This window comes from Ensifer sp. 4252 (assembly GCF_050434565.1).
Taxonomy (GTDB): domain Bacteria; phylum Pseudomonadota; class Alphaproteobacteria; order Rhizobiales; family Rhizobiaceae; genus Ensifer.
In genome coordinates this window covers 108,848-132,452 of sequence record NZ_JBNDIU010000018.1, presented here as the reverse complement: position 1 = coordinate 132,452, position 23,605 = coordinate 108,848, and the positions used below count along the sequence as shown (strand labels likewise).

At 61.8% G+C, this 23,605-nt stretch carries 19 protein-coding genes; 12 read left to right on the top strand and 7 right to left on the bottom strand.

Annotated features, from left to right (window positions below; translation table 11 throughout):
- Positions 1 to 13: 13 nt before the first annotated feature.
- Together ABIE33_RS26625 and ABIE33_RS26620 are read left to right on the top strand one after the other, a co-directional pair.
- Positions 14 to 760 (top strand): cytochrome c biogenesis CcdA family protein, encoded by a 747-nt coding sequence (locus ABIE33_RS26625; protein ID WP_025426986.1) that lies wholly within the window; start codon positions 14 to 16, stop codon positions 758 to 760.
- Positions 761 to 974: 214 nt separating this feature from the next.
- Entirely contained in the window at positions 975 to 1,937 is a 963-nt protein-coding gene (locus ABIE33_RS26620) for an AEC family transporter (protein ID WP_429130792.1), read from the top strand.
- On the opposite strand, the gene ABIE33_RS26615 is transcribed toward ABIE33_RS26620, so the two are convergent.
- Positions 1,905 to 3,116 (bottom strand): UbiH/UbiF family hydroxylase, encoded by a 1,212-nt coding sequence (locus ABIE33_RS26615; RefSeq protein ID WP_429130791.1) that lies wholly within the window; start codon positions 3,114 to 3,116, stop codon positions 1,905 to 1,907. The genes ABIE33_RS26620 and ABIE33_RS26615 overlap by 33 nt on opposite strands.
- 280 nt (positions 3,117 to 3,396) lie before the next feature.
- Here ABIE33_RS26615 and pcsA point away from each other — a divergent pair, with 280 nt between their 5' ends.
- The 8 genes from pcsA (at position 3,397) to ABIE33_RS26575 (ending at position 12,392) form a co-directional block, all read left to right on the top strand.
- Positions 3,397 to 4,122 (top strand): phosphatidylcholine synthase, encoded by a 726-nt coding sequence (gene pcsA, locus ABIE33_RS26610; protein ID WP_429130790.1) that lies wholly within the window; start codon positions 3,397 to 3,399, stop codon positions 4,120 to 4,122.
- Between the two features lie 10 nt (positions 4,123 to 4,132).
- Positions 4,133 to 5,110 carry a quinone oxidoreductase family protein gene (locus ABIE33_RS26605; protein ID WP_429130789.1) on the top strand — a complete coding sequence of 326 codons (978 nt, stop codon included), beginning with the start codon at positions 4,133 to 4,135 and terminating at the stop codon, positions 5,108 to 5,110.
- A 49-nt stretch (positions 5,111 to 5,159) separates the two neighbouring features.
- Complete coding sequence (locus ABIE33_RS26600; protein WP_429130788.1) at positions 5,160 to 6,734, top strand: ABC transporter ATP-binding protein; 1,575 nt, start codon at positions 5,160 to 5,162, stop codon at positions 6,732 to 6,734.
- Entirely contained in the window at positions 6,724 to 7,818 is a 1,095-nt protein-coding gene (locus tag ABIE33_RS26595) for an ABC transporter permease (protein ID WP_429130787.1), read from the top strand. Before ABIE33_RS26600 ends, ABIE33_RS26595 begins: the two co-directional genes overlap by 11 nt.
- Complete coding sequence (locus ABIE33_RS26590; RefSeq protein WP_429130786.1) at positions 7,818 to 8,738, top strand: ABC transporter permease; 921 nt, start codon at positions 7,818 to 7,820, stop codon at positions 8,736 to 8,738. The genes ABIE33_RS26595 and ABIE33_RS26590 overlap by 1 nt, the downstream gene beginning before the upstream one ends.
- A gap of 48 nt (positions 8,739 to 8,786) precedes the next feature.
- On the top strand, positions 8,787 to 9,857 hold the full coding sequence (locus ABIE33_RS26585; protein WP_429130785.1) for a BMP family ABC transporter substrate-binding protein: 1,071 nt from the start codon (positions 8,787 to 8,789) through the stop codon (positions 9,855 to 9,857).
- A 319-nt stretch (positions 9,858 to 10,176) separates the two neighbouring features.
- Positions 10,177 to 10,923, top strand: coding sequence for a FadR/GntR family transcriptional regulator (locus ABIE33_RS26580; RefSeq protein WP_429130784.1), 747 nt, complete (start codon positions 10,177 to 10,179; stop codon positions 10,921 to 10,923).
- A gap of 176 nt (positions 10,924 to 11,099) precedes the next feature.
- Positions 11,100 to 12,392, top strand: a complete 1,293-nt coding sequence (locus tag ABIE33_RS26575; RefSeq protein ID WP_429130783.1) for a hemolysin family protein — start codon at positions 11,100 to 11,102, stop codon at positions 12,390 to 12,392.
- 321 nt (positions 12,393 to 12,713) lie between these two features.
- On the opposite strand, the gene ABIE33_RS26570 is transcribed toward ABIE33_RS26575, so the two are convergent.
- From ABIE33_RS26570 to ABIE33_RS26550, 5 genes are read right to left on the bottom strand one after another with little or no spacing between them, the layout of a single operon-like run.
- Positions 12,714 to 13,925, bottom strand: a complete 1,212-nt coding sequence (locus ABIE33_RS26570; RefSeq protein WP_429130782.1) for a molybdopterin molybdotransferase MoeA — start codon at positions 13,923 to 13,925, stop codon at positions 12,714 to 12,716.
- Between the two features lie 6 nt (positions 13,926 to 13,931).
- Entirely contained in the window at positions 13,932 to 14,420 is a 489-nt protein-coding gene (gene moaC / locus ABIE33_RS26565) for a cyclic pyranopterin monophosphate synthase MoaC (protein WP_429130781.1), read from the bottom strand.
- Positions 14,420 to 15,235 carry an indole-3-glycerol phosphate synthase TrpC gene (trpC, locus tag ABIE33_RS26560; RefSeq protein WP_429130780.1) on the bottom strand — a complete coding sequence of 272 codons (816 nt, stop codon included), beginning with the start codon at positions 15,233 to 15,235 and terminating at the stop codon, positions 14,420 to 14,422. Before trpC ends, moaC begins: the two co-directional genes overlap by 1 nt.
- Positions 15,236 to 15,266: 31 nt before the next feature.
- A complete protein-coding gene (gene trpD / locus ABIE33_RS26555; RefSeq protein WP_429130779.1) occupies positions 15,267 to 16,280 on the bottom strand; it encodes an anthranilate phosphoribosyltransferase in 1,014 nt (337 codons plus the stop codon).
- Between the two features lie 19 nt (positions 16,281 to 16,299).
- Complete coding sequence (locus ABIE33_RS26550; protein ID WP_429130778.1) at positions 16,300 to 18,192, bottom strand: peptidyl-prolyl cis-trans isomerase; 1,893 nt, start codon at positions 18,190 to 18,192, stop codon at positions 16,300 to 16,302.
- Between the two features lie 373 nt (positions 18,193 to 18,565).
- On the opposite strand from ABIE33_RS26550, the gene ABIE33_RS26545 reads away from it, so the two are divergent.
- Entirely contained in the window at positions 18,566 to 20,212 is a 1,647-nt protein-coding gene (locus ABIE33_RS26545) for a Na/Pi cotransporter family protein (protein WP_429130777.1), read from the top strand.
- Between the two features lie 3 nt (positions 20,213 to 20,215).
- Here the strand turns inward: ABIE33_RS26545 and ABIE33_RS26540 are convergent, their stop codons facing one another.
- The gene (locus ABIE33_RS26540) at positions 20,216 to 21,979 is read right to left on the bottom strand and encodes a hypothetical protein (RefSeq protein ID WP_429130776.1); all 1,764 of its coding nucleotides are present in this window, start codon (positions 21,977 to 21,979) and stop codon (positions 20,216 to 20,218) included.
- A gap of 206 nt (positions 21,980 to 22,185) precedes the next feature.
- Between ABIE33_RS26540 and glmU the strand changes: the two genes are divergently transcribed.
- Entirely contained in the window at positions 22,186 to 23,556 is a 1,371-nt protein-coding gene (gene glmU, locus ABIE33_RS26535) for a bifunctional UDP-N-acetylglucosamine diphosphorylase/glucosamine-1-phosphate N-acetyltransferase GlmU (RefSeq protein ID WP_429130775.1), read from the top strand.
- Positions 23,557 to 23,605: the final 49 nt, after the last annotated feature.

The window sequence follows — 23,605 nt, the reverse complement described above, 5'->3', positions numbered from 1 at the left end:
GGAGTTCTTGCCGTTGTCGATTGCCGATATTTCGATCTGGACCGCCATTCTCGCTGGCGCTCTGTCCTTCCTTTCGCCCTGTGTTCTGCCGCTTGTTCCGCCCTATCTCTGCTATATGGCCGGCGTATCGGTCGACCAGTTCCGTAGCGGTGAGGTGGTTTCTGCTCGCAGCACCCGGCGCGCCGTTCTGCCGGCCGCCCTTCTGTTCACGCTCGGCTTTGCGACCGTGTTCGTGTCGCTCGGTGCCGGCGCATCCTCGATCGGCCTGCTCTTGCGCCAGCATATGGATCTTCTCTCGCGCATCGGCGGCGTGGTGATCATCATCATGGGCCTGCATTTCCTCGGCGTGTTCAAGATCGGCCTGCTTGCCCGCGAGGCGCGGTTCCAAGGCGGCGGCAAGCCGGCGACGCTGTCGGGCGCCTACATCATGGGCCTTGCCTTCGCCTTCGGCTGGACGCCGTGTATCGGCCCGGTGCTCGGCACGATCCTCGGCGTTGCCGCTGCGCGCGATACGGTCACGGACGGCGCCATGCTGCTTGCCGTCTATTCGCTCGGACTTGCGATACCGTTCTGGATCGCCGCCGGCTTTTCCGGTGCGTTCATGCGCTTTCTCCTGCGGTTCCGTCGCCATCTCGGCCTCGTCGAGAAGCTGATGGGCGCGCTTCTGGTGCTGGCCGGCCTTGCCTTCCTCTTCGGCTTTATCAGCTCCGTCGCCATCTGGTTCCAGCAAACCTTCCCGATTCTGATGAAAATCGGCTGAGCCTAAAGCACGTCAATGGGCGAGAATGGCCTTTGCCGATTACGCCTCAACCTATTGGAATCGATCGGGTTGATGCTATTGGGTTGAACAGGCCGATTGCGTGAGGGGCGTGAGTACCATGCCCAATGTGTGCGGATACCGCGACAGCGGCCGGGCTTCGGGCGGAGGACATAGTCCTGCTCGGCGTGTCGCATGAGGGTGGTCGGGGAGAGGCATGACGGAAATTGCTGGCCTGGTGCTGCCGTTCTTCGGGCTGATCTTTCTCGGCTATCTCACGGCCCGCTTCGTCGAGCATCCGGGCGAGGCGATGGGGTGGCTGAACACCTTCATCATCTATCTCGCCTTGCCGGCGCTGTTCTTCAAGCTGGTGTCGCGAACGCCGATCGAGCAACTGACGCGCGCCGATTTTATCCTGACGAGCGTCGGCGCGACCTATCTCGTCTTTTCGCTGATCTTCATCGTCGGCCTGTTCGTGCGGCGCAACACCGTCGGCGAAGCGACCATCCAGGGGTTTGCCGCTGCCTATGGCAATATCGGTTACATGGGGCCGGGCTTGGCCTTGCTGGCGCTCGGCGATGCGGCAGCGGTGCCGGTTGCGCTGATCTTCTGCTTCGAGAATGCGGCGCACTTTACCGTCGCGCCGGCGATGATGGCGCTTTCGGGCGGGCGAAAGGAAAAGCCTGCGGTTCTGGCTCTCGGCATCGCCCGAAAGATCATCCTGCACCCGTTCATTCTGTCGACCCTCGCCGGTGTTGTCGCGGCGTTCTTCGCCGTTCAGCCGCCGCTGCCGGTACAGCGGCTGATCGATTACCTGGCGCAGGCGGCTGCACCCTGCGCACTGTTTGCCATGGGCGTGACGCTGGCGCTGCGGCCGATCAAGCGCATCCCGGTCGAGATCGGCTACATCGTGCCGGCCAAGCTGATCCTGCATCCGGTGCTGGTGTTCGCTGCGCTTAGCCTCACTGGAAATTATGATCCGGTCTGGGTGCAGACCGCCGTGTTGCTGGCGGCGCTGCCGACGGCGACCAACGTCTTTGTCATCGGTCATCAATATGGCGTCTGGCAGGAGCGCGCCTCGGCGACGATTCTGATCACCACGCTTCTTTCGGTCGCAACCGTGACCGGGCTGCTCTACCTGATGCGCTCAGGCGCTCTTCCGGCCGATCTTTTCCCGTAAGCTGTCCTTAAGCGCGTGAATTGCACTGCCGGGGTGCACGCCTTCGCGCATCAACAGGCTGCGCAGCGGTCCCACAGCAGAGAGAATGTGCAGGCCGACGGCGCGGAGCGCCTGTACCGGCAGGAAGCCCGACAGCAGCGATCGGTTCAAGAGATCGACGCTTGCCGTGCGGCTAATGATGTCTGGTCGGCGGCGGCTGTCGAACCGGTCGCCGATATCGCCCGAAAGATTGTCGCCCGTCGGCGCGCCAATCAGAACGACCAGCGTCATCGCGTCGCGAAGGCTCAGGTTGAGGCCCTGGGCGCCGATCGGCGGAAAGGCGTGCGCCGCTTCACCGACGAGCGCGACGCGGCCCTTGCCAAAGCGGTGGGCGCTCATGCCCGACAGCGGGAAGGACTGAGGGCTTGCCTCGACTGTGACCTTGCCGAGAATCGACTGCATCCGGTCTTCGACAGCGCGGGAGAGTGCGGCGAGGTCGAGCGCCAGCGTGGCTGCGGCATCTTCGGGTTTGCGCACCCAGACGAGGCTCGAACGGTTGCCGGGCAGGGGCACCTGGGTGAAGGGGCCGCTCTCGGTGTGGAACTCCGTCGAGGTGTCCTGGTGGGGAAGCTCGTGCGAAAAATTGAGGACGACAGCCGTCTGCGGATAAGACCAGGTGCTGACCGAAATCTTCGCGGCTTCCCGCACCGGCGAACGACGGCCGTCGGCGCCGACGACCAGATCGGCCGTGATATCGCGCCCGTCATCGAGCGAGATCCGCGCCGTGTCGCCGGAGAGGTCGAAATCGGCGGCCGACATCGTCATTCGGTCGAGCGTTGCCGTCTCGGACTCCCGCTGGCGCAGAATGTCGAGGAAGGGAGCATTGGGAATGTTGTAGCCGAAGGCCGCAAGGCCGACTTCCGACGCGCGAAAGTTCACTGTCGGCGCGCGCAGAAGGCGGCTGGTCCCATCCAGAATGCGCATCGTCGACAGCGGCGCCGTCAGCGGCTGCACCTTCTCCCAAAGGTTCAGTTTCTTTAAGTATTCGATCGACTGGTCCATCAGCGCGGTCGTCCGGCCGTCGGACGATGCCGGTTCCGGTCCGATCAGCGCTACGCGGTAGCCGCTCTCGGCAAGCGCGATCGCTGCCAGAGAGCCCGCGAGGCCGGCGCCGACGACGGCGATATCGTAATGATCCATGATGGGAAGAACCCTTTTTCTCGCGCCATCAAGCGCCTGCTGCTTTCGTCTTGATCTTACTTCTAGTCTTCGACAAAGGCGAAATAAATGGGTTGAATCAGCGCAGAAGCAATTTGAAAGTGTCCACAGAACAATCTCCACTGGACAAAGTCGTGCTTGAATTTTGCTGGCGATGCGTTGCAAAGGGTGCATATTACGCGCAATGCGCCGCCAAAGCGGTTGGGGCGGGGGTTGCAACCCTGTCTGGGAAAATGCAGAAGGGGATAGGCGGCGTCCGCAGATGAAGTTTTTCAACTATAAACGAGTCCCTTACGCCGAGATCCGCGCCTTCTCCGTGCACATATTGACCGCTTCCGGGTCATTCCTCGCTTTTCTTGGCGTCGTTGCCGCGGCCGAACACCGCTTCGTCGATATGTTCTGGTGGCTCGGCCTGGCTTTGCTGGTAGATGGTATCGACGGCCCGATCGCCCGCAAGGTGCGGGTCAAGGAAGTGCTTCCCAATTGGTCGGGCGACACGCTCGACAACGTCATCGACTATGTGACCTACGTGCTGCTGCCGGCCTTTGCGCTCTACCAGAGCGGCATGATCGGCGAGCCGTGGTCTTTCGTTGCGGCCGGCGCGATCGTCGTCTCAAGCGCGATCTACTATGCCGACATGGGCATGAAGACGGACGAATACTTTTTCTCGGGCTTCCCTGTCGTCTGGAACATGGTGGTCTTTACGCTCTTCGTCATCCAGGCCAGCGAATTGACCGCCTCGATCGTCGTCTTCGTATCGGTGGTGCTGACTTTCCTGCCGATCAACTTCCTGCATCCGGTGCGCGTCCAGCGGCTGCGGGTGCTCAACCTCGGCGTCTTTTTCCTCTGGTCGGCGCTCAGCATGTACGCGCTGCTTCTGCATTTCGTGACACCGGCCTGGGTGGTGACCGGTGTGCTTGCAACGGGAATCTATCTCTACGTGATCGGTTTCATCCTGCAGATTTTTCCCAAACTCGGCCGGACCTAGGAGCTTTTCGATGGCACAGGCAATTGTCGTACGCGAACTTGGTGGACCTGATGTCCTGAAGCTGGAGGGCGTTACGCTCTCGCCGCCGGGGCCGGGCGAGGTACAGATTCGCCAGGTGGCCGTCGGGTTGAATTTCATCGACGTCTACTTCCGCACTGGGCTCTACAAGTCCGCCTCGGGCCTGCCCTTTGTCCCGGGCAAGGAAGGCGCCGGGATCGTGACGGCCGTCGGCGATGGCGTCAGCCTCTTCGGTGTTGGCGACAGAGTGGCCTATGCATCGTCGGACGGCGCCTACGCCAGCGAGCGCAACGTTGAAGCCTCCCAACTGCTCAAGGTTCCCGACGGCATCCCGCTCGAGACGGCGGCGGCAATGATGTTGAAGGGCATGACGGCGCAATATTTGCTCAATCAGACCTTCCAGGTTGGGCCGGAAACGACGCTGCTCTTTCATGCCGCCGCCGGCGGCGTCGGCTTGATTGCCGGCCAATGGGCAAAGGCTTTGGGCGCAACTGTCATCGGTACAGCCGGATCGCAGGACAAGATCGATCTGGCGCTCGCCCATGGCTACGACCACGTCATCAACTATCGCACGGACAACTTCGTTGCGCGGGTCAAGGAACTGACCGACGGCAAGGGGGTCGACGTCGTTTACGATTCGGTCGGCAAAGATACCTATCCGGCCTCGCTCGATTGCCTGAAATCGCGCGGCCTCTGGGTGAGCTTCGGCAACTCGTCCGGTCCGGTCGATGCCTTCAGCATCGGCATTCTGGCGCAGAAGGGCTCGCTGTTTGCAACGCGTCCGACACTCTTCGGTTATGTGCAGACGCGGCCTGCGCTTGAAGCGTGTGCAAATTCCCTCTTTGATATTGTGCAAAGCAACAAAGTGCGTATCAATATAAATCAGACTTATCCGCTTGCTGACGCCGGTCGCGCGCATACGGATCTTGAGACAAGAAAAACGAGTGGAACAACACTGCTGATTCCTTGATCGAAGCCTTAAGGCGGACGGGGATCGACAGAGGGGAAAAGAGGGCAGCGTGCCTGTTGAGGGAGCAACTGCGAACGGTCCGTTGTTGACTGTGAGCAACTTGACGAAATTGTTCGGCTCGTTTGCAGCCTGCAATGAGATCGACCTGCAGATAGACCAGGGCGAAATCCACGCCCTTCTCGGCGAAAACGGTGCCGGAAAATCGACGCTGGTGAAGATGCTGTTCGGCGTTCTCGCGCCGACGGCAGGCGAGATCGTCTGGCAGGGGCGCAGCGTGCGCATCGCCAGCCCGGCGGCCGCGCGCAAGCTCGGCATCGGCATGGTTTTTCAGCATTTTTCGCTGTTCGAAGCGTTGACGGTTGCGGAAAACATCGCGCTGTCGATGGACGGCAACATTTCGCTCGCCAGGGTCGCCGAAGAAGCCTCGCGCCTGTCGCATGCCTATGGCCTGCCGCTCGATCCGAAGGCGCACGTTGCTGATCTTTCCGTCGGCGAGCGCCAGCGCATCGAGATCGTCCGCGCACTGCTGCAAAATCCGCGCCTGATCATTCTCGACGAGCCGACATCGGTGCTGACGCCGCAGGAGGCCGATCGGCTGTTCGAAACGCTCAACAAGCTCAAGGCGGAAGGACGCTCGGTCCTTTATATCAGTCACCGCCTCGAGGAAGTGCAGCGCATCTGCGACCGCGCCACCGTGCTGCGCCACGGCAAGGTCACAGGCGCCTGCGACCCCAAGGCAGAGACGCCGGCGTCTCTGGCACGCATGATGGTAGGCAGCGACGTCGCGGCGGTCACCGCCGAAGGCACGAGCACCAAGGGCGACGTGCAACTGGAAGCACGCCATCTGTCCGTTTCCGCGCGCACGCCGTTTGCCGTTTCGCTGAAGAACATCTGTCTCAAGGTCCGCGCCGGCGAGGTGCTGGCGATTGCCGGCGTGGCGGGCAACGGCCAGGGGGAGCTTTTCGATGCGCTTTCCGGCGAGTATCCGGTTGCCGACGATGCTGCGGTGCAGATCAGGCAAAAGCCCGTCGGCAACAGGAACATCAACGCGCGACGGCTGATGGGCGCCGGCTTCGTTCCAGAAGAACGCCACGGCCACGCCGCCGTTTCGGCGATGCCGCTCTCCGACAATCTCGTGCTTGCCAGAAGCCGGTCCGATGCCAAGGCTTTCCTTGGCGGTGGTTTCCTCAACATCATCCGCAGAGACGCTGTGACGACGGCAACCAAGCGCATCTCTGAAGCGATGGACGTGCGCAAAAGCGGCGAGGACCCGCCGGCGGGATCGCTTTCGGGCGGCAACCTGCAGAAATTTATCGTCGGTCGCGAGCTCGACCGGCAGCCGGCGGTCCTTGTCGTCAATCAGCCGACCTGGGGCGTGGACGCAGGTGCTGCGAGCCGCATCCGGCAAGCGCTCGTCGATCTCGCCAAGGCCGGGTCCGCGGTGCTGGTGATCAGCCAGGACCTTGACGAGATTTTCGAAGTGGCGACCGAGATCGCGGTGATAAGCGAAGGGCGGCTCTCCGATCCCTATCCGGCGCGCGAGCTTTCGCGCGAGAAGATCGGCCTCCTGATGGGCGGCATGTACGGCAAGACGGAAGGCACGGGGGCTGTGCATGCGCATTGAACTGGAAAAGCGCGCCAAGATATCGGCGCTGTTCTCGATCCTGTCGCCGTTCATCGCCTTCCTGCTGACGATCATCTTCGGCGGCATCATGTTTGCGCTTCTGGGCAAGAACCCGGTTACGGCGCTCTATAGCTTCTTCGTCGAGCCGCTGAGCGAAGTCTGGTCGCTGCACGAATTGGCGATCAAGGCCGCACCGTTGATCCTGATCGCCGTTGGGCTTTCCGTCTGCTTCCGGTCCAACAACTGGAACATCGGCGCGGAGGGGCAATTCATCATGGGGGCGATCGCCGGCTCGATCCTGCCGGTGGTGTTTTACGAGTGGCAGTCGCCGCTGGTGCTGCCGCTGATGATGCTGATGGGCATGGTCGGCGGCGCGCTGTTTGCCGCCATTCCCGCCTTCCTCAAGGCGCACATGAACACCAACGAGATCCTGACGAGCCTGATGCTGGTCTATGTCGCCCAGCTGTTTCTCGACTGGATCGTGCGTGGCCCCTGGCGGAACCCTGGCGGCATGAACTTTCCGGAGACGCGCACCTTTGCGGCTGACGCGATCCTGCCGGAACTGATCGCTTCGGGGCGCACCCACTGGGGCTTTGCCTTCGCCATCATCGCGGCGATCCTCGTCTGGTTCATGATGCGCTACACGCTGAAGGGCTTCGAGATTTCGGTTCTCGGCCAGTCAGAGCGGGCAGGGCGCTTCGCCGGCTTTTCGTCCCGGCGGATGATCTGGTTTTCGATGCTTTTGTCAGGTTCGCTTGCCGGTCTTGCCGGTATCTCCGAGGTCAGCGGCGCGATCCAGCAGCTGCGCCCGGTGATCTCGCCCGGCTACGGCTTCACCGCGATCATCGTGGCGTTTCTCGGCCGTCTCAATCCGCTCGGCATCGTTGCGGCTGGCCTCGTTCTGGCGCTGACCTATCTCGGCGGCGAGGCGGCGCAGCTATCGCTCGGGGTGTCGGACAAGGTCACCCGCGTCTTCCAGGGCCTGCTGCTGTTCTTCGTGCTCTCCTGCGATACCCTCATTCATTATCGCATCCGGCTGGTCTGGTACCGGTTTACTGCGTCAGATCTGGACGGGAGCCGCTGATGGGGATCGTCGAAGCCATATTGCTGAGCGTCATCACTGCCGCGACACCGCTCGTCCTTGCCGCTCTCGGTGAACTGGTGACGGAACGTTCCGGCGTGCTCAACCTCGGTGTCGAGGGCATGATGGTCATGGGCGCCGTCTGCGCCTTTGCCGCGACCCAGGTCACCGGGTCGCCCTATCTCGGGATTCTTGCCGGGATCGTCTGTGGTGCCGTGTTCTCGCAGCTCTTTGCATTCCTGACGTTGACGCTGGTTGCCAACCAGGTGGCGACGGGCCTGGCGCTGACGCTGCTCGGCCTCGGTGTTTCCGGCATGCTCGGCGAGAGCTTTCTCGGCATGCAGGGCATCAAGCTGCAGCCGATCGCCATCCCGGTGCTGGCGGACATCCCGGTCATCGGGCCGCTCCTGTTCCGTCAGGACATCATCTTCTATCTGTCGATTGCGCTCGTCGCAGGCGTGCACTGGTTTCTGTTCAGAAGTCGCGCCGGCTTGAAGCTGCGCGCAGTCGGCGACAGTCACGCGTCTGCCCATGCCCTTGGCGTCAACGTTATCAGGACGCGCTATCTTGCGGTGATGTTCGGCGGCGCGTGCGCGGGTCTGGCAGGCGCGCAGCTATCGCTCGTCTACACCCCGCAATGGGTGGAGAACATGTCGGCCGGGCGCGGTTGGATCGCGCTTGCGCTGGTGGTCTTCTCGTCTTGGCGCCCGTGGAGGCTTATTGCCGGCGGTTATCTGTTTGGCGCCGTTTCCATCAGCCAGCTTCACGCGCAGGCCTTCGGCATCGGCATTCCCTCGCAGCTCCTGTCGTCGCTTCCCTATCTCGCGACGATTGTCGTCCTCATCCTCATTTCACATAACCGGCGCACGACCCTGATCAATACGCCGGCATCGCTTGGTAAGCCGTTTGTGCCAGATCGGTGACAATAACAATCCAGACGGACGTTTCTCAAACCGACAGAGGTCAAGAAAATGAAAAAACTACTGCTCGCTCTCGCAAGTACTGCTGCCGTGATCGGCTTTGCTTCGGCCGCTGCCGCCCAGGAAAAGGCCAAGGTCTGCTTCGTCTATGTCGGTTCCAAGACCGACGGCGGCTGGACCCAGGCACATGATATCGGCCGTCTGGAACTGGAAAAGGCGCTCGGTGACAAGATCGAAACGCAGTTCCTCGAAAGCGTTCCGGAAGGCCCGGATGCTGAGCGCGCAATCGAGCGCCTGGCTCGCTCCGGCTGCGGCCTGATCTACACGACGTCCTTCGGCTTCATGGACGCGACGATCAAGATCGCCCAGAAGTTTCCGGACGTGAAGTTCGAGCACGCGACCGGCTACAAGACCGCACCGAACGTGGCGACATACAACAGCCGGTTCTATGAAGGTCGCTACATCCAGGGCGTGATCGCTGCCAAGATGTCCGAGAAGGGTGTCGCCGGTTACATCGCCTCGTTCCCGATCCCCGAAGTGGTGATGGGCATCAATGCCTTCGTCATCGGCGCGCGCTCGGTCAACCCGGACTTCAAGATCAAGGTCGTATGGGCCAACACCTGGTTCGACCCGGGCAAGGAAGCCGATGCTGCCAAGGCGCTCGTCGACCAGGGCGTCGATATCCTGACCCAGCACACCGACACGACCGCGCCGATGCAGGTTGCCGCAGAGCGCGGCATCAAGGCCTTCGGTCAGGCATCCGACATGATCGCCGCCGGTCCGAAGACACAGCTGACCGCGATCGTCGACACCTGGGGTGCCTACTACATCAAGCGCACCCAGGCTTTCCTTGATGGCAAGTGGGAAACCACCTCGAGCTGGGACGGCCTGAAGGACGGCATCCTGACCATGGCGCCCTATACCAACATGCCTGACGACGTGAAGAAGCTGGCTGAGGATGCGGAAGCCAAGATCAAGGCCGGCGAGCTGAAGCCGTTCACCGGTCCGCTGAAGAAGCAGGATGGCAGCGAATGGTTGGCTGCCGGCGCATCGTCGGATGACGGCACGCTGCTTGGCATGAACTTCTACGTCGAAGGCGTCGACGACCAGCTGCCGAAGTAAGTACGGCGGAAGAACGCAGCAAATGTGCAAACCCCGCCGCGATGGCGGGGTTTGTCGTTCCTGAGACGCCAGGCCGCGATTTGGCGCCGCCGTGGTGCGGCGTCACTCAATCAGCCGAGATTGATGCAATCAATGGTCGTGCGGGGCCGGTTTCAGCCATAGTGCAGCCTCGCTGCATTTCGTGTAATGCTTGAGGAATCGGTTGGCCATATCCGGGCGCCGCTCGTCCTGTTCGTGGGGATGAGTGGATCGGCGGGTATGGCATGTTGAGGCGCCGCATTTGGCGCTGTCAGGCAAGGGAGTGCCTGGAGGAGGTGGGTTGAACAGGAGCTTGCTGGAGACTGTCCTTTCCGGGACGCGGAAGCGCACCAGTCATGCGCATGTGGTCGACCAGCTTGGCAAGGCGATCGTTTCAGGCGAGTTCCCGATTGGGTCGATCCTGCCCGGCGATCCGGAGCTTGCAGCGCGTTTCAAGGTGTCGCGCACGGTTCTTCGCGAAGCGATGAAGACGCTTGCTGCCAAGGGGCTGGTGGTTCCACGGGCCCGCATCGGCACGCGCGTCACGCCCAGGAACGATTGGAACCTCTTCGACAACGACATCCTGACCTGGCATTTCGAATGTGGTGTGGACGAGGAGTTCCTCTACCACCTGAGCGAAGTGCGTCTCGCCTTCGAGCCGCACGCCGCGGCCCTTGCTGCGCGGAACGCTTCTGAGGCCGAGATCAGCCGCATGATGCGCCTCGCGGTCGCGATGGGCGAGGCTGGCCATACCGCCGAGAGCCTCGCCTATGCCGATCTGAAATTCCATCTGGCGATTGCGGAAGCCTCAGGCAATCCCTTCATGCGGACGGTCGGGGGCCTGATCGAGGCTGCCTTGGTCGGCATTTTCAAGCTGAGTTCACCCGTCGAAGAAAAGGGCGGCGTCGACGAGGTCGCGCGCAATCACATCCGGATCGTCGAGGAAATCGGCAGGCGCGACGAAGCGGGCGCGCGCGCCGCGATGGAAAATGTCATCAAGATCGGGCGTGAGCGCGTGCGCGGTGCACTCAGCTCGGGCGAACGCTGAGCCACTTTCGTTGATTTTCCCGAATTTCGGTCTGCTCCTGCCTCGCGAAATACGAGTAACGCGCATTTGGTGACACGGATTTCGAGACTCGCGCTTGCTCGGATCGCCCGCTGGCCTTATCTGGTGAACGGTCGCACTCGATTGGGCGACTTTTCGTCAACGGTGATTTGGAGACCATGTCCGAATTTTTTGTCATTTTCGTCCTGCTTTTGATCAACGCATTTTTTGCTCTCTCGGAAATGGCAATCGTCTCGGCAAGCAAGCCATTGCTTCGCCAGATGGCAAAACAGGGAAATCTCCGCGCCGAAGCGGCACTGAAGCTGGCGGAAGATCCCGGCAAATTTCTTTCCACCGTTCAGGTTGGCATCACGCTGGTCGGCACGCTCGCAGGCGCCTATGGCGGCGCGACGATTGCGGCCAAGTTCGCCCCCTTCTTCGACGGCGTCGCCTGGATCAACCCCTACGGTCATCCGGTGGCTGTAGCGATCGTGGTAACGCTCATCACCTTTCTCTCCGTCGTCATCGGCGAGTTGATCCCCAAGCAGTTGGCGTTGAAGAACTCCGAGGGCTTCGCGATGTTCGTGGCGCGACCGATGACGCTTCTGTCGCGTATCGTGGCGCCGGTCGTCTATCTCTTCGAAACCTCGGCAGCCCTGATGATGCGGCTGCTCGGCATCCGTCCCGATGATCCGGACCATGTCACGGAAGAGGAAGTGCACGCGATCATGGCGGAGGGCGTCGAGAGCGGCGCGATCGAAAAGTCGGAGCACGAGATGCTTCGTCGTATCATCCGTCTCGGCGACCGCAACGTGAAGTCGATCATGACGCATCGCACCGAAATGAGCTTCATCGACATCAACGACAGCCTGGAGACCATCGGCGAGAAGATCCGCCAGTATGGCCACTCCCGCTATCCCGTTGTCGACGGACCGAGTGGCGACGTTATTGGCGCGGTTCTGGCGAAAGAAATCCTGAATGCGCCGACGTCGGTTCCGCTCGACGTTCGCAAATATGTGCGCGAGATTCATACCCTGCCGGAAACCGCGTCCTGCCTGAAGGCGCTCGATGCGTTCAAGTCGTCGAGCATCAACATGGCGATGATCGTCGACGAGTACGGTAGCACCGAAGGCATCATCACCATCGCCGATATTCTGGAGGCGATCGTCGGCGTGCTGCCGTCGAACTACGACGATCTCGAGCACGCATTGATCCGCCAGCGCGAGGATGGGACCTACCTCGTCGACGGACGCACGCCGATCGATGAGATCCATCTGACCATCGGTATCGATGGTATTGATGCAGACGGAAATTTTGAAACGATCGCGGGCTTTCTGGTTCAGCAGTTACGCAAGACGCCGGAAGAGGGCGATATCGCGATCGCGCATGGATACCGTTTCGAGGTCATCGACATGGATTCCCGCCGCATCGACAAGATCCTCGTCAGCCGTTGCGAGAACGCGGCTTCCTAAGGGGATTGGGGGCGACGCCGCTCGGGCGTCGCCTATCGGGCTTTGGCCAGCGCTGCCGTGGCAGCAACTGTCATCGTTCCGGAAAGCAGAGGGCCCTAGAAAAGCAAAAGGTCGGGCAATACCCGACCTTTCCCTCAAATCATCACGGCGCCTGCTAGTACATCCGTAGTCATTCGCCCTGAGCGATGATTGAATGATCGTGTTATTAAAGGGTTACCATGTCGGGCATATGACAAAGGAGCAGCAAGTCTTCTTTGTTTTGCTCGTCCGCTGGCAATGCCGGGTCCGGTGGACCAAAGAGCCCGATGCTTTCGCCGAAAGCTATCTAAGCCGGACGATTTGGCAGTGCGTGCCGGCGGGCGCCGCTTCAGCGTTCGGCGCGCGAACGATCAGACAATCTGACTGCGCAAACACCTTCATCATCGACGAGTCCTGTCGCGGGAACGGGTGGGCGACGAGCGAGCCGTCCGCATCGCTAGAAAGCCGTGCGCGCACATAGTCCTGGCGCTTGTCGTTTGCAAGCAACGGCAAGGCGAGGCGGGCCGACGTCAGCCGATCTCGATCCGGTAGTCTCGCCAGTTTGCGGACCAGCGGTTCAAGGAACAACAGAGCACAGACGAGGCTCGACACAGGATTGCCGGGCAGCCCGAGCACCGCCATGTCGGCGAGCTGTCCGACCATAAGAGGTTTTCCGGGCCGCATCGCGATTCGCCAGAAGTCGAGCGTCATGCCGCTCGCAAGCAATGTCGACTGCACGAGATCATGATCGCCGACCGAGGCGCCACCGAGCGTCACAAGCACGTCGGCGCCCGCCGCCCTCCCGCGTTCGACGGCCGTCGAAATCGCCTGGCTGTTGTCCGGGACGATACCGAGGTCGAGGATATCGGCGCCGTTGTCGCGGGCAATGGCAGCAACACCGAATGTGTTGGAGGCGATGATCTGGTCTTTGCCGGGTACGCTTCCGGGTGTCAGCAACTCATCGCCGGTGGCAAGAATCGCGACTGTTGGTTTCTTGAAAACCGGCAGGGTCGCGTGGTTCATACCGGCGGCGACCGTCAGGCGACCGGCATCCAGCACGTCGCCCGCGTGCAGCACCGTCTCGCCGGTCGCAAAATCCTGGCCGGACAGCCTGATGTGTCGCCCTTTGCCGGGCGCAAACGAGGTGCGGATGTTGCCATCGGCAAGCTGTTCGGTGTCTTCCTGGATAATGACGGTATCGGCGCCAGCAGGAAGCGGTGCTCCGGTGAAGATGCGGACAGCCTGCCCGGGCTCTACCTTGCCACTGAAGCCCCGCCCGGCAGCGGACTGGCCGATGACCGTAAGCTCGGCGCCGACGGCGTGGACATCCTCATGGCGAACCGCATAGCCATCCATCGCCGAATTGTCGAAGGCGGGATGGGTGACGCGCGCGGCTATATCTTGTGCCAGAACGCGGCCAAGGCCCTCATGCAGACCCACATGTTCGATTGCCTGCCGGAGCCTGGCGCTGCCGAGGATACTGTTGAGTGCGTCTTCAACGGAAAGCAGCGACATCGTCGGTCAGTCTCCCTGCCGCAGATAGTCGCCGGAGCGTCCGCCGGATTTGCTGACGAGCTGGATGCCGCCGATTTCCATTTCTCGATCCGCAGCCTTCGCCATGTCGTAGATCGTCAGGCAGGCGATGCTGACAGCTGTCAGCGCTTCCATCTCGACGCCGGTTTTGCCGGTCAGTTTGGCAAGTGCTTCGACCCGCAAGCCCGGCAACTCCGGGTCGGGTGTGATGTCGACCGACACCTTGCTCAGCATCAGCGGATGACAAAGCGGGATGAGGTTCGATGTCTGCTTAGCCGCCATGATGCCTGCGAGCCGTGCCGTGCCGATGACATCGCCCTTCTTAGCGTCGCCCTCCAGGATCAGCGCAAGCGTCTCCGGACGCATGCGCACATGGCCCTTAGCCGTGGCGATGCGGACGGTCTCGGACTTGTCGCCGACGTCGACCATGTTCGCTTCGCCGCTGTTGTCGAGATGCGTGAGTGTGGTCTTGCCCATCACTCGGCCGCCAGCACGCTTTCGGAGCCGGTCAGCAGGGCACGTGTTGCCGTCTCTACGTCGCTCTTGCGCATCAGGCTCTCGCCAACCAGGAAAGTGGTAATGCCGCTCTTTTCCAGGCGCTGGCAATCGTCATGGGTAAAGATCCCGCTCTCGCCGACGAGCAGCCGATCGGAGGGAACCATCGACGCCAGCTGTTCGGATACGGCGAGATCGACGTCGAATGTTCTCAGATTACGATTATTAATGCCGACCAGCGGCGAGGTCAGCTTGAGCGCCCGCTCCATCTCTTCTGCGTCGTGCACTTCGATCAGGACATCCATCCCGAGAGAAAAGGCCGAATCTTCCAGGCGCCGGGCATCGTCGTCGCTGAGCGATGCCATGATCAGCAGGATGCAATCTGCACCCCAGGCACGAGCCTCGAGCACCTGGTAGGTGTCGAACATGAAGTCCTTGCGCAAGGCGGGAAGCGCGCAGGCTGCACGGGCGGCTTCAAGAAACGCCGGCGCACCCTGAAAGCTCGGTCCATCCGTCAGTACCGACAGACAGGCTGCACCTCCGGCCTCGTAGGCCCTTGCCAGCGCTGGCGGATCGAAGTCGGGTCGAATCAGGCCTTTCGACGGGCTTGCCTTCTTTATCTCGGCGATCAGGCCGAAGCGGCCTTGCTGCTGGCGCGCGGCCAATGCCGCATGGAATCCGCGCGGAGCGGATTGGTCGGCGATACGAGCCTTCAGCTCATCGATTGACGTCTGCGATTTGGCCGCAGCGATTTCGTCGCGCTTGTAGGCTTCGATCTTGCGCAGGATATCGGTCATGGCGCGGTTCCTTGTCTCAAGCGGCTTTGTCTCAGGCAGCGTTGGAAACGCTGATCAGGCGCTGCAGCGCAGCCTTGGCACCACCGCTCAACAGCGATTGGCGGGCGAGCATCATGCCTTCATCAAGATCTGCAGCCTTGCCGGCAATCATCAGCGATGCAGCCGCGTTGGCAAGCGAAATGTCCCTGTAGGCGTTTTCCGCACCGTCGAGAACGGCCTGGAGCGCGACGGCATTATGCGCGCCATCACCGCCCTTCAAGGCGTCGAGAGACACTGTTGGCAGGCCGAAGTCTGCCGGTGTCAGGTTGAAGGCGGTGATCTTGCCGTTCTCGAGAGCCGCGACCTGCGTCGTGCCGGTCGTGGTGATCTCGTCGAGACCTTCGCCATGCACGACCCAGACATTTTCGGAGCCGAGATCGCGCAAGACTTCCGCCAGCGGCCGAACCCATTGCGGCGCGTAGACGCCGACAAGTTGCCGCTTGACGCCGGCGGGATTGGAGAGCGGGCCAAGCAGGTTGAAGATCGTGCGGGTGCCGAGCTCCACCCGCGTCGGGCCGACATGGCGCATGGCGGAATGGTGCTGCTGGGCGAACATGAAGCCGACCCCGGCTTCGCTGATGCAGCGCGAAATCGCCTCGGGGCCGATGTCGAGCTTGACGCCGAGGCATGACAGCGCGTCTGCGGTGCCGGACTTGGAGCTCAGCGCACGGTTGCCGTGCTTTGCGACCGGTACACCCGCGCCCGCAACGATCAGCGAGGCGAGGGTCGAGATGTTGTAGGTGCCAGCCCCATCGCCGCCGGTGCCGACGATATCGACGGCATTGGCCGGAGCGTCGACCGGCAGCATGCGCGCGCGCATGGCCGCAACGGCGCCGACGATTTCGTCGACGGTTTCACCACGGACGCGGAGCGCCATCAGGAAGCCACCGATCTGCGACGGAGTGGCGGCACCGGACATGATGATCTCGAAAGCCGCTCGTGCGTCTTCGCGGTTGAGAGCCTCGCCGGCGGCGACTTTGGCGACGAACGGTTTCAGATCACTCATCGGTTGCTTTCCTTGCCGCTTATCTCTGTGCCAAAGCCGTTTCGGCAAGCGTCTGATTGATCGAAACACCGTAGGCCGACTGCAGGGTCGATACCATCTGGTCGAGAATGTCGTCGCCGCTGGCACGGGCCATCGCCTGGATCTGGCGACTGTCGTCTTCCAGTGCATCCGTCGGGCCAGTGTTCTCGATCGACGTGACCCGCAGCAGGATCTGACCGTCACCACCGATACCAGCGGCATTGGCGACGTGGCCGTCCGGACCGCTGAAGGCGGCTACGACTGCTGCCGGGCTCAGCGCTGCATCCGACGTCGACCGGGTCAATCCCGCCTTCGTTTCGACGGCAAGACCAAGCTCGGTTGCGATATCGGCGAGCGTCGCGCCCTTTTCGATGCGCTGCTTCAGCTCGGTTGCCTTGGTTGCGAGAGCCGTGCGCTGCTGTTCTGCGGTCCAGTCTGCGGCGACTTCGTCACGTGCTTCGTCGAGCGTGCGGTCGCGAGCCGGAACCACTTCGTCGAGGTCGAACCAGACGTAGCCGTCGCGACCGATGTTGACCGGCAAGGTTTCTCCACCCACTTCAGCCTTGAAGGCCTCCTGCAGCAGAGCGTTCGGCTCCGGCAGGCCGGCGACTTCGTCGCCATTCATGTCCTTGCCGGTCGCGTCGATCCCGTCGACGGTCGCGACCTTCAGCTTGAGCAGCTCGGCGACGTCCTTGAGCGAAGCGCCAGTAGCGCGCTCGTCCTCGATCTTGTCGTGAAGGCCGATGATCTCGTTTTGCGCGTTGGAGAGGGCAATCTCCTTGCGAAGCTCTTCCTTGACCTCGTCGAAGCTGCGAACCGTTTCCGGGCGGATGTTCGTCACGCGCAGGATCACCGGTCCGAAGGCGCCATCGATGACGGGCGACGTGCCACCATCGGCAGCAACGGCAAAGGCGGCTTCACCGATCTTTGCATCCGGAACGCTAGCGGCGGTGAAATCGCCGAGCAGAACGTCGGCGGACGTCTTGCCTTCGCCTTTCACGAGGTCGTCATAGGAGGTGCCGGCTGCCAGCTTGGCTGCAGCGGCGTCCGCTGCCTCACGCGACGGGAAGGCGAGCTGTTCGATCGTGCGCGTCGCGGCAGTGCGGAAGTTGTCCTTGCGCTTGTCGTAGTCCGCGCGAACGTCCGCGTCGACCACTGTCGTCGCGTCGGCGAGATCCTCGGGCGCAAGCTTCAGATAGGTGATCTTGCGGTATTCCGGTGCGCGGTAGTTCGCCTTGCGGCTGTCGTACCAGGGGGCGAGAACGTCGTCGCCCGGCGCCTTCACCGGATCGATGTTGGCGTTCGACAGCAGGACGTAGTCGATCGAGCGCTTTTCGTGCCGATAAGAACCGATCGCGTCGCTGAGCACCTTTGGCGCAACATAACCATCGGACAGGGCGTCGACGATCTGCGAGCGCACGGCGACCTGGCTCCGGTTGTTGATGTAGTCCTGTTCGCGAAGGCCGGCATTGCGCAGCACGCTCGAGAACGTCAGGCGATCGAACTGGCCGTTGACGCTGTGGAAGGCCGGGTCTTCCGCGATGAGCTTGGCCAGCCGGTCTTCCGAAAGGCCGAGGTTCATGTCGCCGGCGAGTTGATCGAGGGCCGCACCCGCGACGAGCTGGGAATAGACCTGCTGCTCGATGCCGAATGCCTTTGCCTGCTGCGGCGTCAGGCGGGTGCCGAGCTGGCGCGAAACGAGCGCGAGCTGGCGCTCATAGGCGAGCCGGAAGTCCGGAGCCTTGACCTTGACGTCACCGACGACGACCACGGCATCCGACTGGTTCGCGATCATCGATGTCGATGCGCCCCACACCATGAATGACAGCACGAGAATGACGAGCAGGCCTTTGACGACCCAGGTCTGGGCGGCTTTTCTCAGGAATTCGAGCATGGGGGCAGAAACCTCGTTGCAGTGCGGTGGCTGTTGGCCAAACGAGTTCGTTCCTTAAAACAAACGCAACAGGAAATGAAGGGCGCAATGCCGCAAATTGCGCGCCAGCCGAAGATCGTGGGCAATCATATGATTCGCAGGGACTTCGGACCGTTGGCAACGTTGAGAACCGGGAGAGCGGCCTTTCGCGTCGATCGCCATCGGCGGTAAGACGTTGCTGACAAAATTGATGTCGGATTTATTAGCCGGCAACAGAAAATTACCTGTCAGAGTGGGGAATTCGTCGTCGCCCGATTGAGGTCGAAAACACCTAGGAACTATGGTTGTGTGCATCGAGCGGGCGATTCATGCGAGCCCGGCGGAAAGACATGCCATGCAATCTACAATCGTGATGGTGAATCTGTTCGGAGCGGTGGCGCTGCTGCTGTTCGGCCTTTCCCTGGTCAAGGAAGGGGTCACCCGCGCCTTCGGGGCGAAGCTGCGAGCTGGCCTTGCCCAGGGGACGAGCGGGCCGACGCGATCGTTCCTGACGGGTCTCGTTGCCACGATTGCCCTGCAAAGTTCGACCGCGACGGCACTGATGACCGCGTCTTTCGTGGAAAAAGGGCTCATTCGCTCGCGCATGGCGCAGATTGTTTTGCTCGGCGCCAATGTCGGCACGGCAGTCACCGCCTGGATCGTCGCCACCGGCATCGAATGGCTGTCGCCGATGATTATTCTGGTGGGCGTCGTGCTGCATCGCGTCAGCCGCTCGAACGCCCGGCAGGGTCTTGGTGCAGCGTTTGTCGGGATCGGCCTGATGTTGCTGTCGCTGCATTTGCTTGGCCTGGCGACCGAGCCCATGCGCGAATCTGAGGCGCTGGCCGCGTTTCTCGGCATGCTCGACAGCGCCTGGCCAGTGGCCTTGATCATATCCGCGGGTCTTGCTTTCGCCTCTTCCTCCAGCCTTGCGGTGGTGATGCTGGTGCTTTCCCTCTCCACTGCCGGCATTCTCTCCGTTGGGCTGACGGTTGCGCTGGTGCTGGGCGCCAATCTTGGTGGGGCAATCCCGCCTGTCATGGCGACGTTGTCTTCGGCGCCGCCGGCGCGACGCGTCACGCTCGGCAATCTCGTGGTTCGCGCCATCGGATGTCTGATCGCGCTGCCTTTGACCGGTGTCAGTGTCGAATTCCTGCAGAGCCTGCCTTTGCCGAAGCAGAACCTGCCGGTGGACGTCCACCTGGCATTCAATCTTGCCGTGGCGATTCTTGCCTGGCCGTTTGCCGGCCTGCTGTCGCGGCTGATGATCCGCTTCATCCCCGATAACGAGACGGACGAAACCGGTCCGCGCTACCTCGACGAGAACGTCCTGCATACGCCGGTCATGGCTCTTTCGGGCGCGACCCGCGAGGTGCTGCGGGTCGGCGACCTGATCGAGATGATGTTGATCCGCGCCCAGACCGCCTTCAACAACAACGATCTGTCGGAGATCCGCGATATCGGCAAGTTCGAGAAGCAGGTCGATCTGCTGCAGCAGGAAGTGAAGATTTTCCTGTCGCGCCTCGGGCGCGATGGCCTGAGCCCGGAAGATGGCCGCCGCTCGATCGTGATCATCGACTACGCCATCAACCTCGAGCACATGGGCGACATCATCGAGAAGGGGCTCTGCGAGCAGATCGGCAAGAAGGTCAACAATGGCCTGAAATTCTCCGAGGACGGCTATCAGGAACTGAAAAGCCTCTTCAACCTGACAATCGACAATCTGCGGGTTGCCCAGACCATTTTCGTCACCCGCAACGCAGATCTCGCCCGGCAATTGATCGAGGTAAAGGTCAATGTCCGCCACATGGAGAAACGGTCGGCCGAACGGCATATCGAGCGCCTGCGGGATGGACTGCTGGAAAGCCTGCAGACCAGCTCGCTTCACCTCGACATGCTGCGTGATTTGAAGCGCATCAACGCCCATATCGCCTCGGTTGCCTATCCGATCCTGGAGGAAAGCGGACTTCTGACCGAGAGCCGACTGCGACCGCAGGCATGATCGTTAGGAACCGGCGGTATTTGCGCCGGTCCGCAAGCCGTTGCGGACGAATGCGTCGTAGCAAGGCGTCAGCGTAATGCGTGTGTGGCCCGCCTCGAGGCTCGGCAGGTAGAGCGCCAGCAGTTTCCTGTTGACGTTCGTCGGCGGGCAGGTCGGGACGAGCGCGATGGCGACAGCAGCGACCGCCGCGCGTACGTCGGCGTTCGGCGGAGGGATTGCCCGGAACGGGTCTGCGCCGATGGCGACGCGTTTCGGCGCGTGGCGTTCCATCAGCCAGGGAAACGGATTGGCGAAATCGATATTGAAGATCGTGTCAAAGCGGACGCCATTGGTGGTCTCGTAGGCGCGCAGTGCATCCACGGCATCGTCGACATTCGTCAGCCAGGCCGTCTGAAAGTCGAAATCGCTGTAGAACAGGAACGAGGGCAGTTCGCCCGCGTCGGCGAGCGTATCGAAGGTGCCGCGCTGAGTGATGTAGGCATCGCGCATGCGCTGGGCTCGTAGCACCAGAATTGGGCGGACATTGACGGCCCCCATGGTCTTCAGATTGCGGCTCTCGATCCGGATATTGTTGACGGCGCCGATCCAGGCACGTGCGCTCTTCTGGGCGACGACAGTCATCGGCGGAAGCGCCGCCGCGAAGGCAAGCAGCGAAACCGCGATCGTCAGCCGCATGGATTTGCCCTTTGCGGCGTAATCGAGGATGATCTTGAGAAGCAGCGGATAGAGGAAGATGAAGGCCTGGCTGCCGGTATTCTGGCTTTCGAACAGGATACCGGCCACGACGAAAGCGATGAGCCAGACGAAGTTCTGGTCGAAGATCGTTCCGATGGCCGCAACCGAAGGTCGACGGCAGATGGCCCGCAATGACGCGGAGAAAGCTGATAGGTTGGCAAAAAAGAGAGTCAGGCAGAGAATACCCGCAGGCAGGAGCAGACCCGCGTTCAGCGACGCCGCCTGAAAGAGGCGCGGCAGCAGGCTGCCGTCATTGACGTCGAGCAGCGCCAGAATGTCGGCGACGTAGGCAGATACCGCGCCGAGCGAAAGTTCGATAACGGCGAGGACGCTGAAGAAGATCAGAGCCGAGATGAGGGTGGAGCGCAGGTTGAACCGTCCGCTAGCGAATGCCATGAGGCACAGGATGACACCCGCAACTGCGCCGGTGATCTTCACGAAGAAGAGCGCAATCATGGCTCCCGCGGCAACAGTTGCCAAAATACGCGGATTACGGACGTAGATGAGTGCCGCGGCGAGCACGTAAAGCAGTTGGCAGACCTGGCGGTTGTAGATGCCGAAGCCGTCGGATCCCGGATAGGGATAGAAGTCGCCGGTGTTGAATGGCAGCGCGGAAAAGACAAGGAACGGCAGCAGGATGGCGTAGGCCAGCGCGCGCGAACGCTTCTGTATGTCGAGCATCACCAGGCCGATCAATGGGCCGGTGACGATAAGAAGGCACCAACTGGCCAGCAGCAAGGGATGGCCGCTGGGGAAAACCGACTGCAAGGCTGCAAAGAGGTAGTACCCAAGTGCGCCGACCGGTGCGAAGAAGTCGACCGACGGGATCTGTCCGTCGCCAAGGCGGTTGGCGGCGTCGAGATAGAGATAATGATCCCAGAACATCGGTCCTATCGGCTGCGGGATCGTGACGGTGAGAAGCAGCGACAGAAGGACGAGGGCCAGAGCGAGTGCCGCAAGCGGCGAGCGGATGGCAGCCCGAGCAATGCTGTCCGGCTTTGCCGCTGCGTCGACATCGGTGCTGGCATGCATTGCTGCTTCTCTCCCCGGGGGAGCGATGCACGCGCATGGGTTGTCGAGGCAGGCTCCGCTTCTCCTTATGCCATCATCGGGTTTTAAGCGGGTTAACGTGACGTGATTGTGCGAATTATGCTTCCCGCAATATGTTGCTGATAGGAAAGGGCCGAATCGGGCAGCCGGGTATCGGCCCTCAAGAAAAAGACCAAGGAGAGCATTGGATGGAACGGAGTTGCCTGGCGATTGTTCTTGCTGCGGGTGAAAGCACGCGGATGAAATCGTCGATGTCGAAGGTGCTGCATCCGGTGGCCGGCCGGCCGATGATCGCCCATGTGGTGGCCGCGCTCTCGAGTGCGTCGATCTCCGACGTCGCTCTCGTCGTCGGGCGAGACGCTGAAGCTGTTTCAAGTGTCGCCGGCATCGAGGGCGTATCGATCGCTTCGTTCCTGCAGAAGGAGCGTCTCGGCACGGGGCATGCGGTGCTTGCGGCACGTGAGGCGATATCAAAGGGTTTTGACGACATTCTGGTTGTCTTCGGCGATACGCCGCTGATCACGCCTGAACCGCTCAAGACGGCGCGCGACGGGCTGGCCGCCGGCAACGATGTGGTCGTCATCGGCTTTGAGGCCGCCGATCCCTCGGGCTATGGCCGACTGATCGTAGAAGACGGCGCCCTGATCGCGATCCGCGAGCACAAGGATGCAACCGAGGAAGAGCGCCGCATCACCTATTGCAATGGCGGCCTGATGGCGATCAACGGTCGCAAGGCGCTCGATCTGCTCGATCGTATCGGCAATGCCAACGTCAAGGGCGAGTACTACCTGACAGACCTGGTCGAGATCGTGCGGGCGATCGGTGGCCGCGCCATCGCCGTCGAGGCGCCCGAGGAAGAGCTGACCGGCTGCAACACCCGCGCGGAACTTGCTTACATCGAGCGGCTCTGGCAGCAGCGCCGCCGTCATGAATTGATGTTGTCCGGCGTGTCGATGATCGCGCCGGAGACCGTTTTCCTCGCCTGGGACACCGAATTGCAGCAGGACGTGCTGATCGAGCCGAATGTGGTGTTCGGCCCGGGCGTTCGCGTCGAGAGCGGCGCCATCATCCATGCATTCTCGCATGTCGAAGGTGCGACGGTGCGTGCCGGTGCGACCGTCGGGCCTTATGCGCGCCTGCGGCCCGGTGCCGATCTCGGCGAAAAATCGAAGGTCGGCAATTTCTGCGAGGTCAAGAAGGCGGAGATCGGTGCTGGCGCCAAGGTCAACCACCTGACCTATATCGGTGATGCCTTCGTCGGCGCCGGTTCGAACATCGGTGCCGGCACGATCACGTGCAATTATGATGGCGTGAACAAACACGAGACGCGCATCGGCGAGAATGCTTTCGTCGGCTCGAATTCCTCGCTGGTGGCGCCGGTGACGATCGGCGATGGAGCGCTGGTCGCCTCCGGCAGCGTCATCACCGAGGACGTGCCCGCCGATGCCGTCGCCTTCGGTCGCGCGCGCCAGGAGATCAAGCCGGGCAGGGCGCGTATCCTGCGCGAACGTTATCAGGCACAGAAGGCTGCAAAAAAGGCGGCCAAGGCAGCCGAATAGGTTCGCGTTAAATACTGAAACCGAAAGTGAAATCGGGGCGGATTGCCTC

Excerpts from the sequence above, each read along its gene's own strand:
- ABIE33_RS26620 (WP_429130792.1), top strand. The coding sequence starts at position 975 with ATGACGGAAATTGCTGGCCTGGTGCTGCCGTTCTTCGGGCTGATCTTT.
- ABIE33_RS26615 (WP_429130791.1), bottom strand. The coding sequence starts at position 3,116 with ATGGATCATTACGATATCGCCGTCGTCGGCGCCGGCCTCGCGGGCTCT.
- pcsA (WP_429130790.1), top strand. The coding sequence starts at position 3,397 with ATGAAGTTTTTCAACTATAAACGAGTCCCTTACGCCGAGATCCGCGCC.
- ABIE33_RS26605 (WP_429130789.1), top strand. The coding sequence starts at position 4,133 with ATGGCACAGGCAATTGTCGTACGCGAACTTGGTGGACCTGATGTCCTG.
- ABIE33_RS26595 (WP_429130787.1), top strand. The coding sequence starts at position 6,724 with ATGCGCATTGAACTGGAAAAGCGCGCCAAGATATCGGCGCTGTTCTCG.
- ABIE33_RS26590 (WP_429130786.1), top strand. The coding sequence starts at position 7,818 with ATGGGGATCGTCGAAGCCATATTGCTGAGCGTCATCACTGCCGCGACA.
- ABIE33_RS26585 (WP_429130785.1), top strand. The coding sequence starts at position 8,787 with ATGAAAAAACTACTGCTCGCTCTCGCAAGTACTGCTGCCGTGATCGGC.
- ABIE33_RS26575 (WP_429130783.1), top strand. The coding sequence starts at position 11,100 with ATGTCCGAATTTTTTGTCATTTTCGTCCTGCTTTTGATCAACGCATTT.
- ABIE33_RS26570 (WP_429130782.1), bottom strand. The coding sequence starts at position 13,925 with ATGTCGCTGCTTTCCGTTGAAGACGCACTCAACAGTATCCTCGGCAGC.
- moaC (WP_429130781.1), bottom strand. The coding sequence starts at position 14,420 with ATGGGCAAGACCACACTCACGCATCTCGACAACAGCGGCGAAGCGAAC.
- trpC (WP_429130780.1), bottom strand. The coding sequence starts at position 15,235 with ATGACCGATATCCTGCGCAAGATCGAAGCCTACAAGCGCGACGAAATC.
- trpD (WP_429130779.1), bottom strand. The coding sequence starts at position 16,280 with ATGAGTGATCTGAAACCGTTCGTCGCCAAAGTCGCCGCCGGCGAGGCT.
- ABIE33_RS26550 (WP_429130778.1), bottom strand. The coding sequence starts at position 18,192 with ATGCTCGAATTCCTGAGAAAAGCCGCCCAGACCTGGGTCGTCAAAGGC.
- ABIE33_RS26545 (WP_429130777.1), top strand. The coding sequence starts at position 18,566 with ATGCAATCTACAATCGTGATGGTGAATCTGTTCGGAGCGGTGGCGCTG.
- ABIE33_RS26540 (WP_429130776.1), bottom strand. The coding sequence starts at position 21,979 with ATGCATGCCAGCACCGATGTCGACGCAGCGGCAAAGCCGGACAGCATT.
- glmU (WP_429130775.1), top strand. The coding sequence starts at position 22,186 with ATGGAACGGAGTTGCCTGGCGATTGTTCTTGCTGCGGGTGAAAGCACG.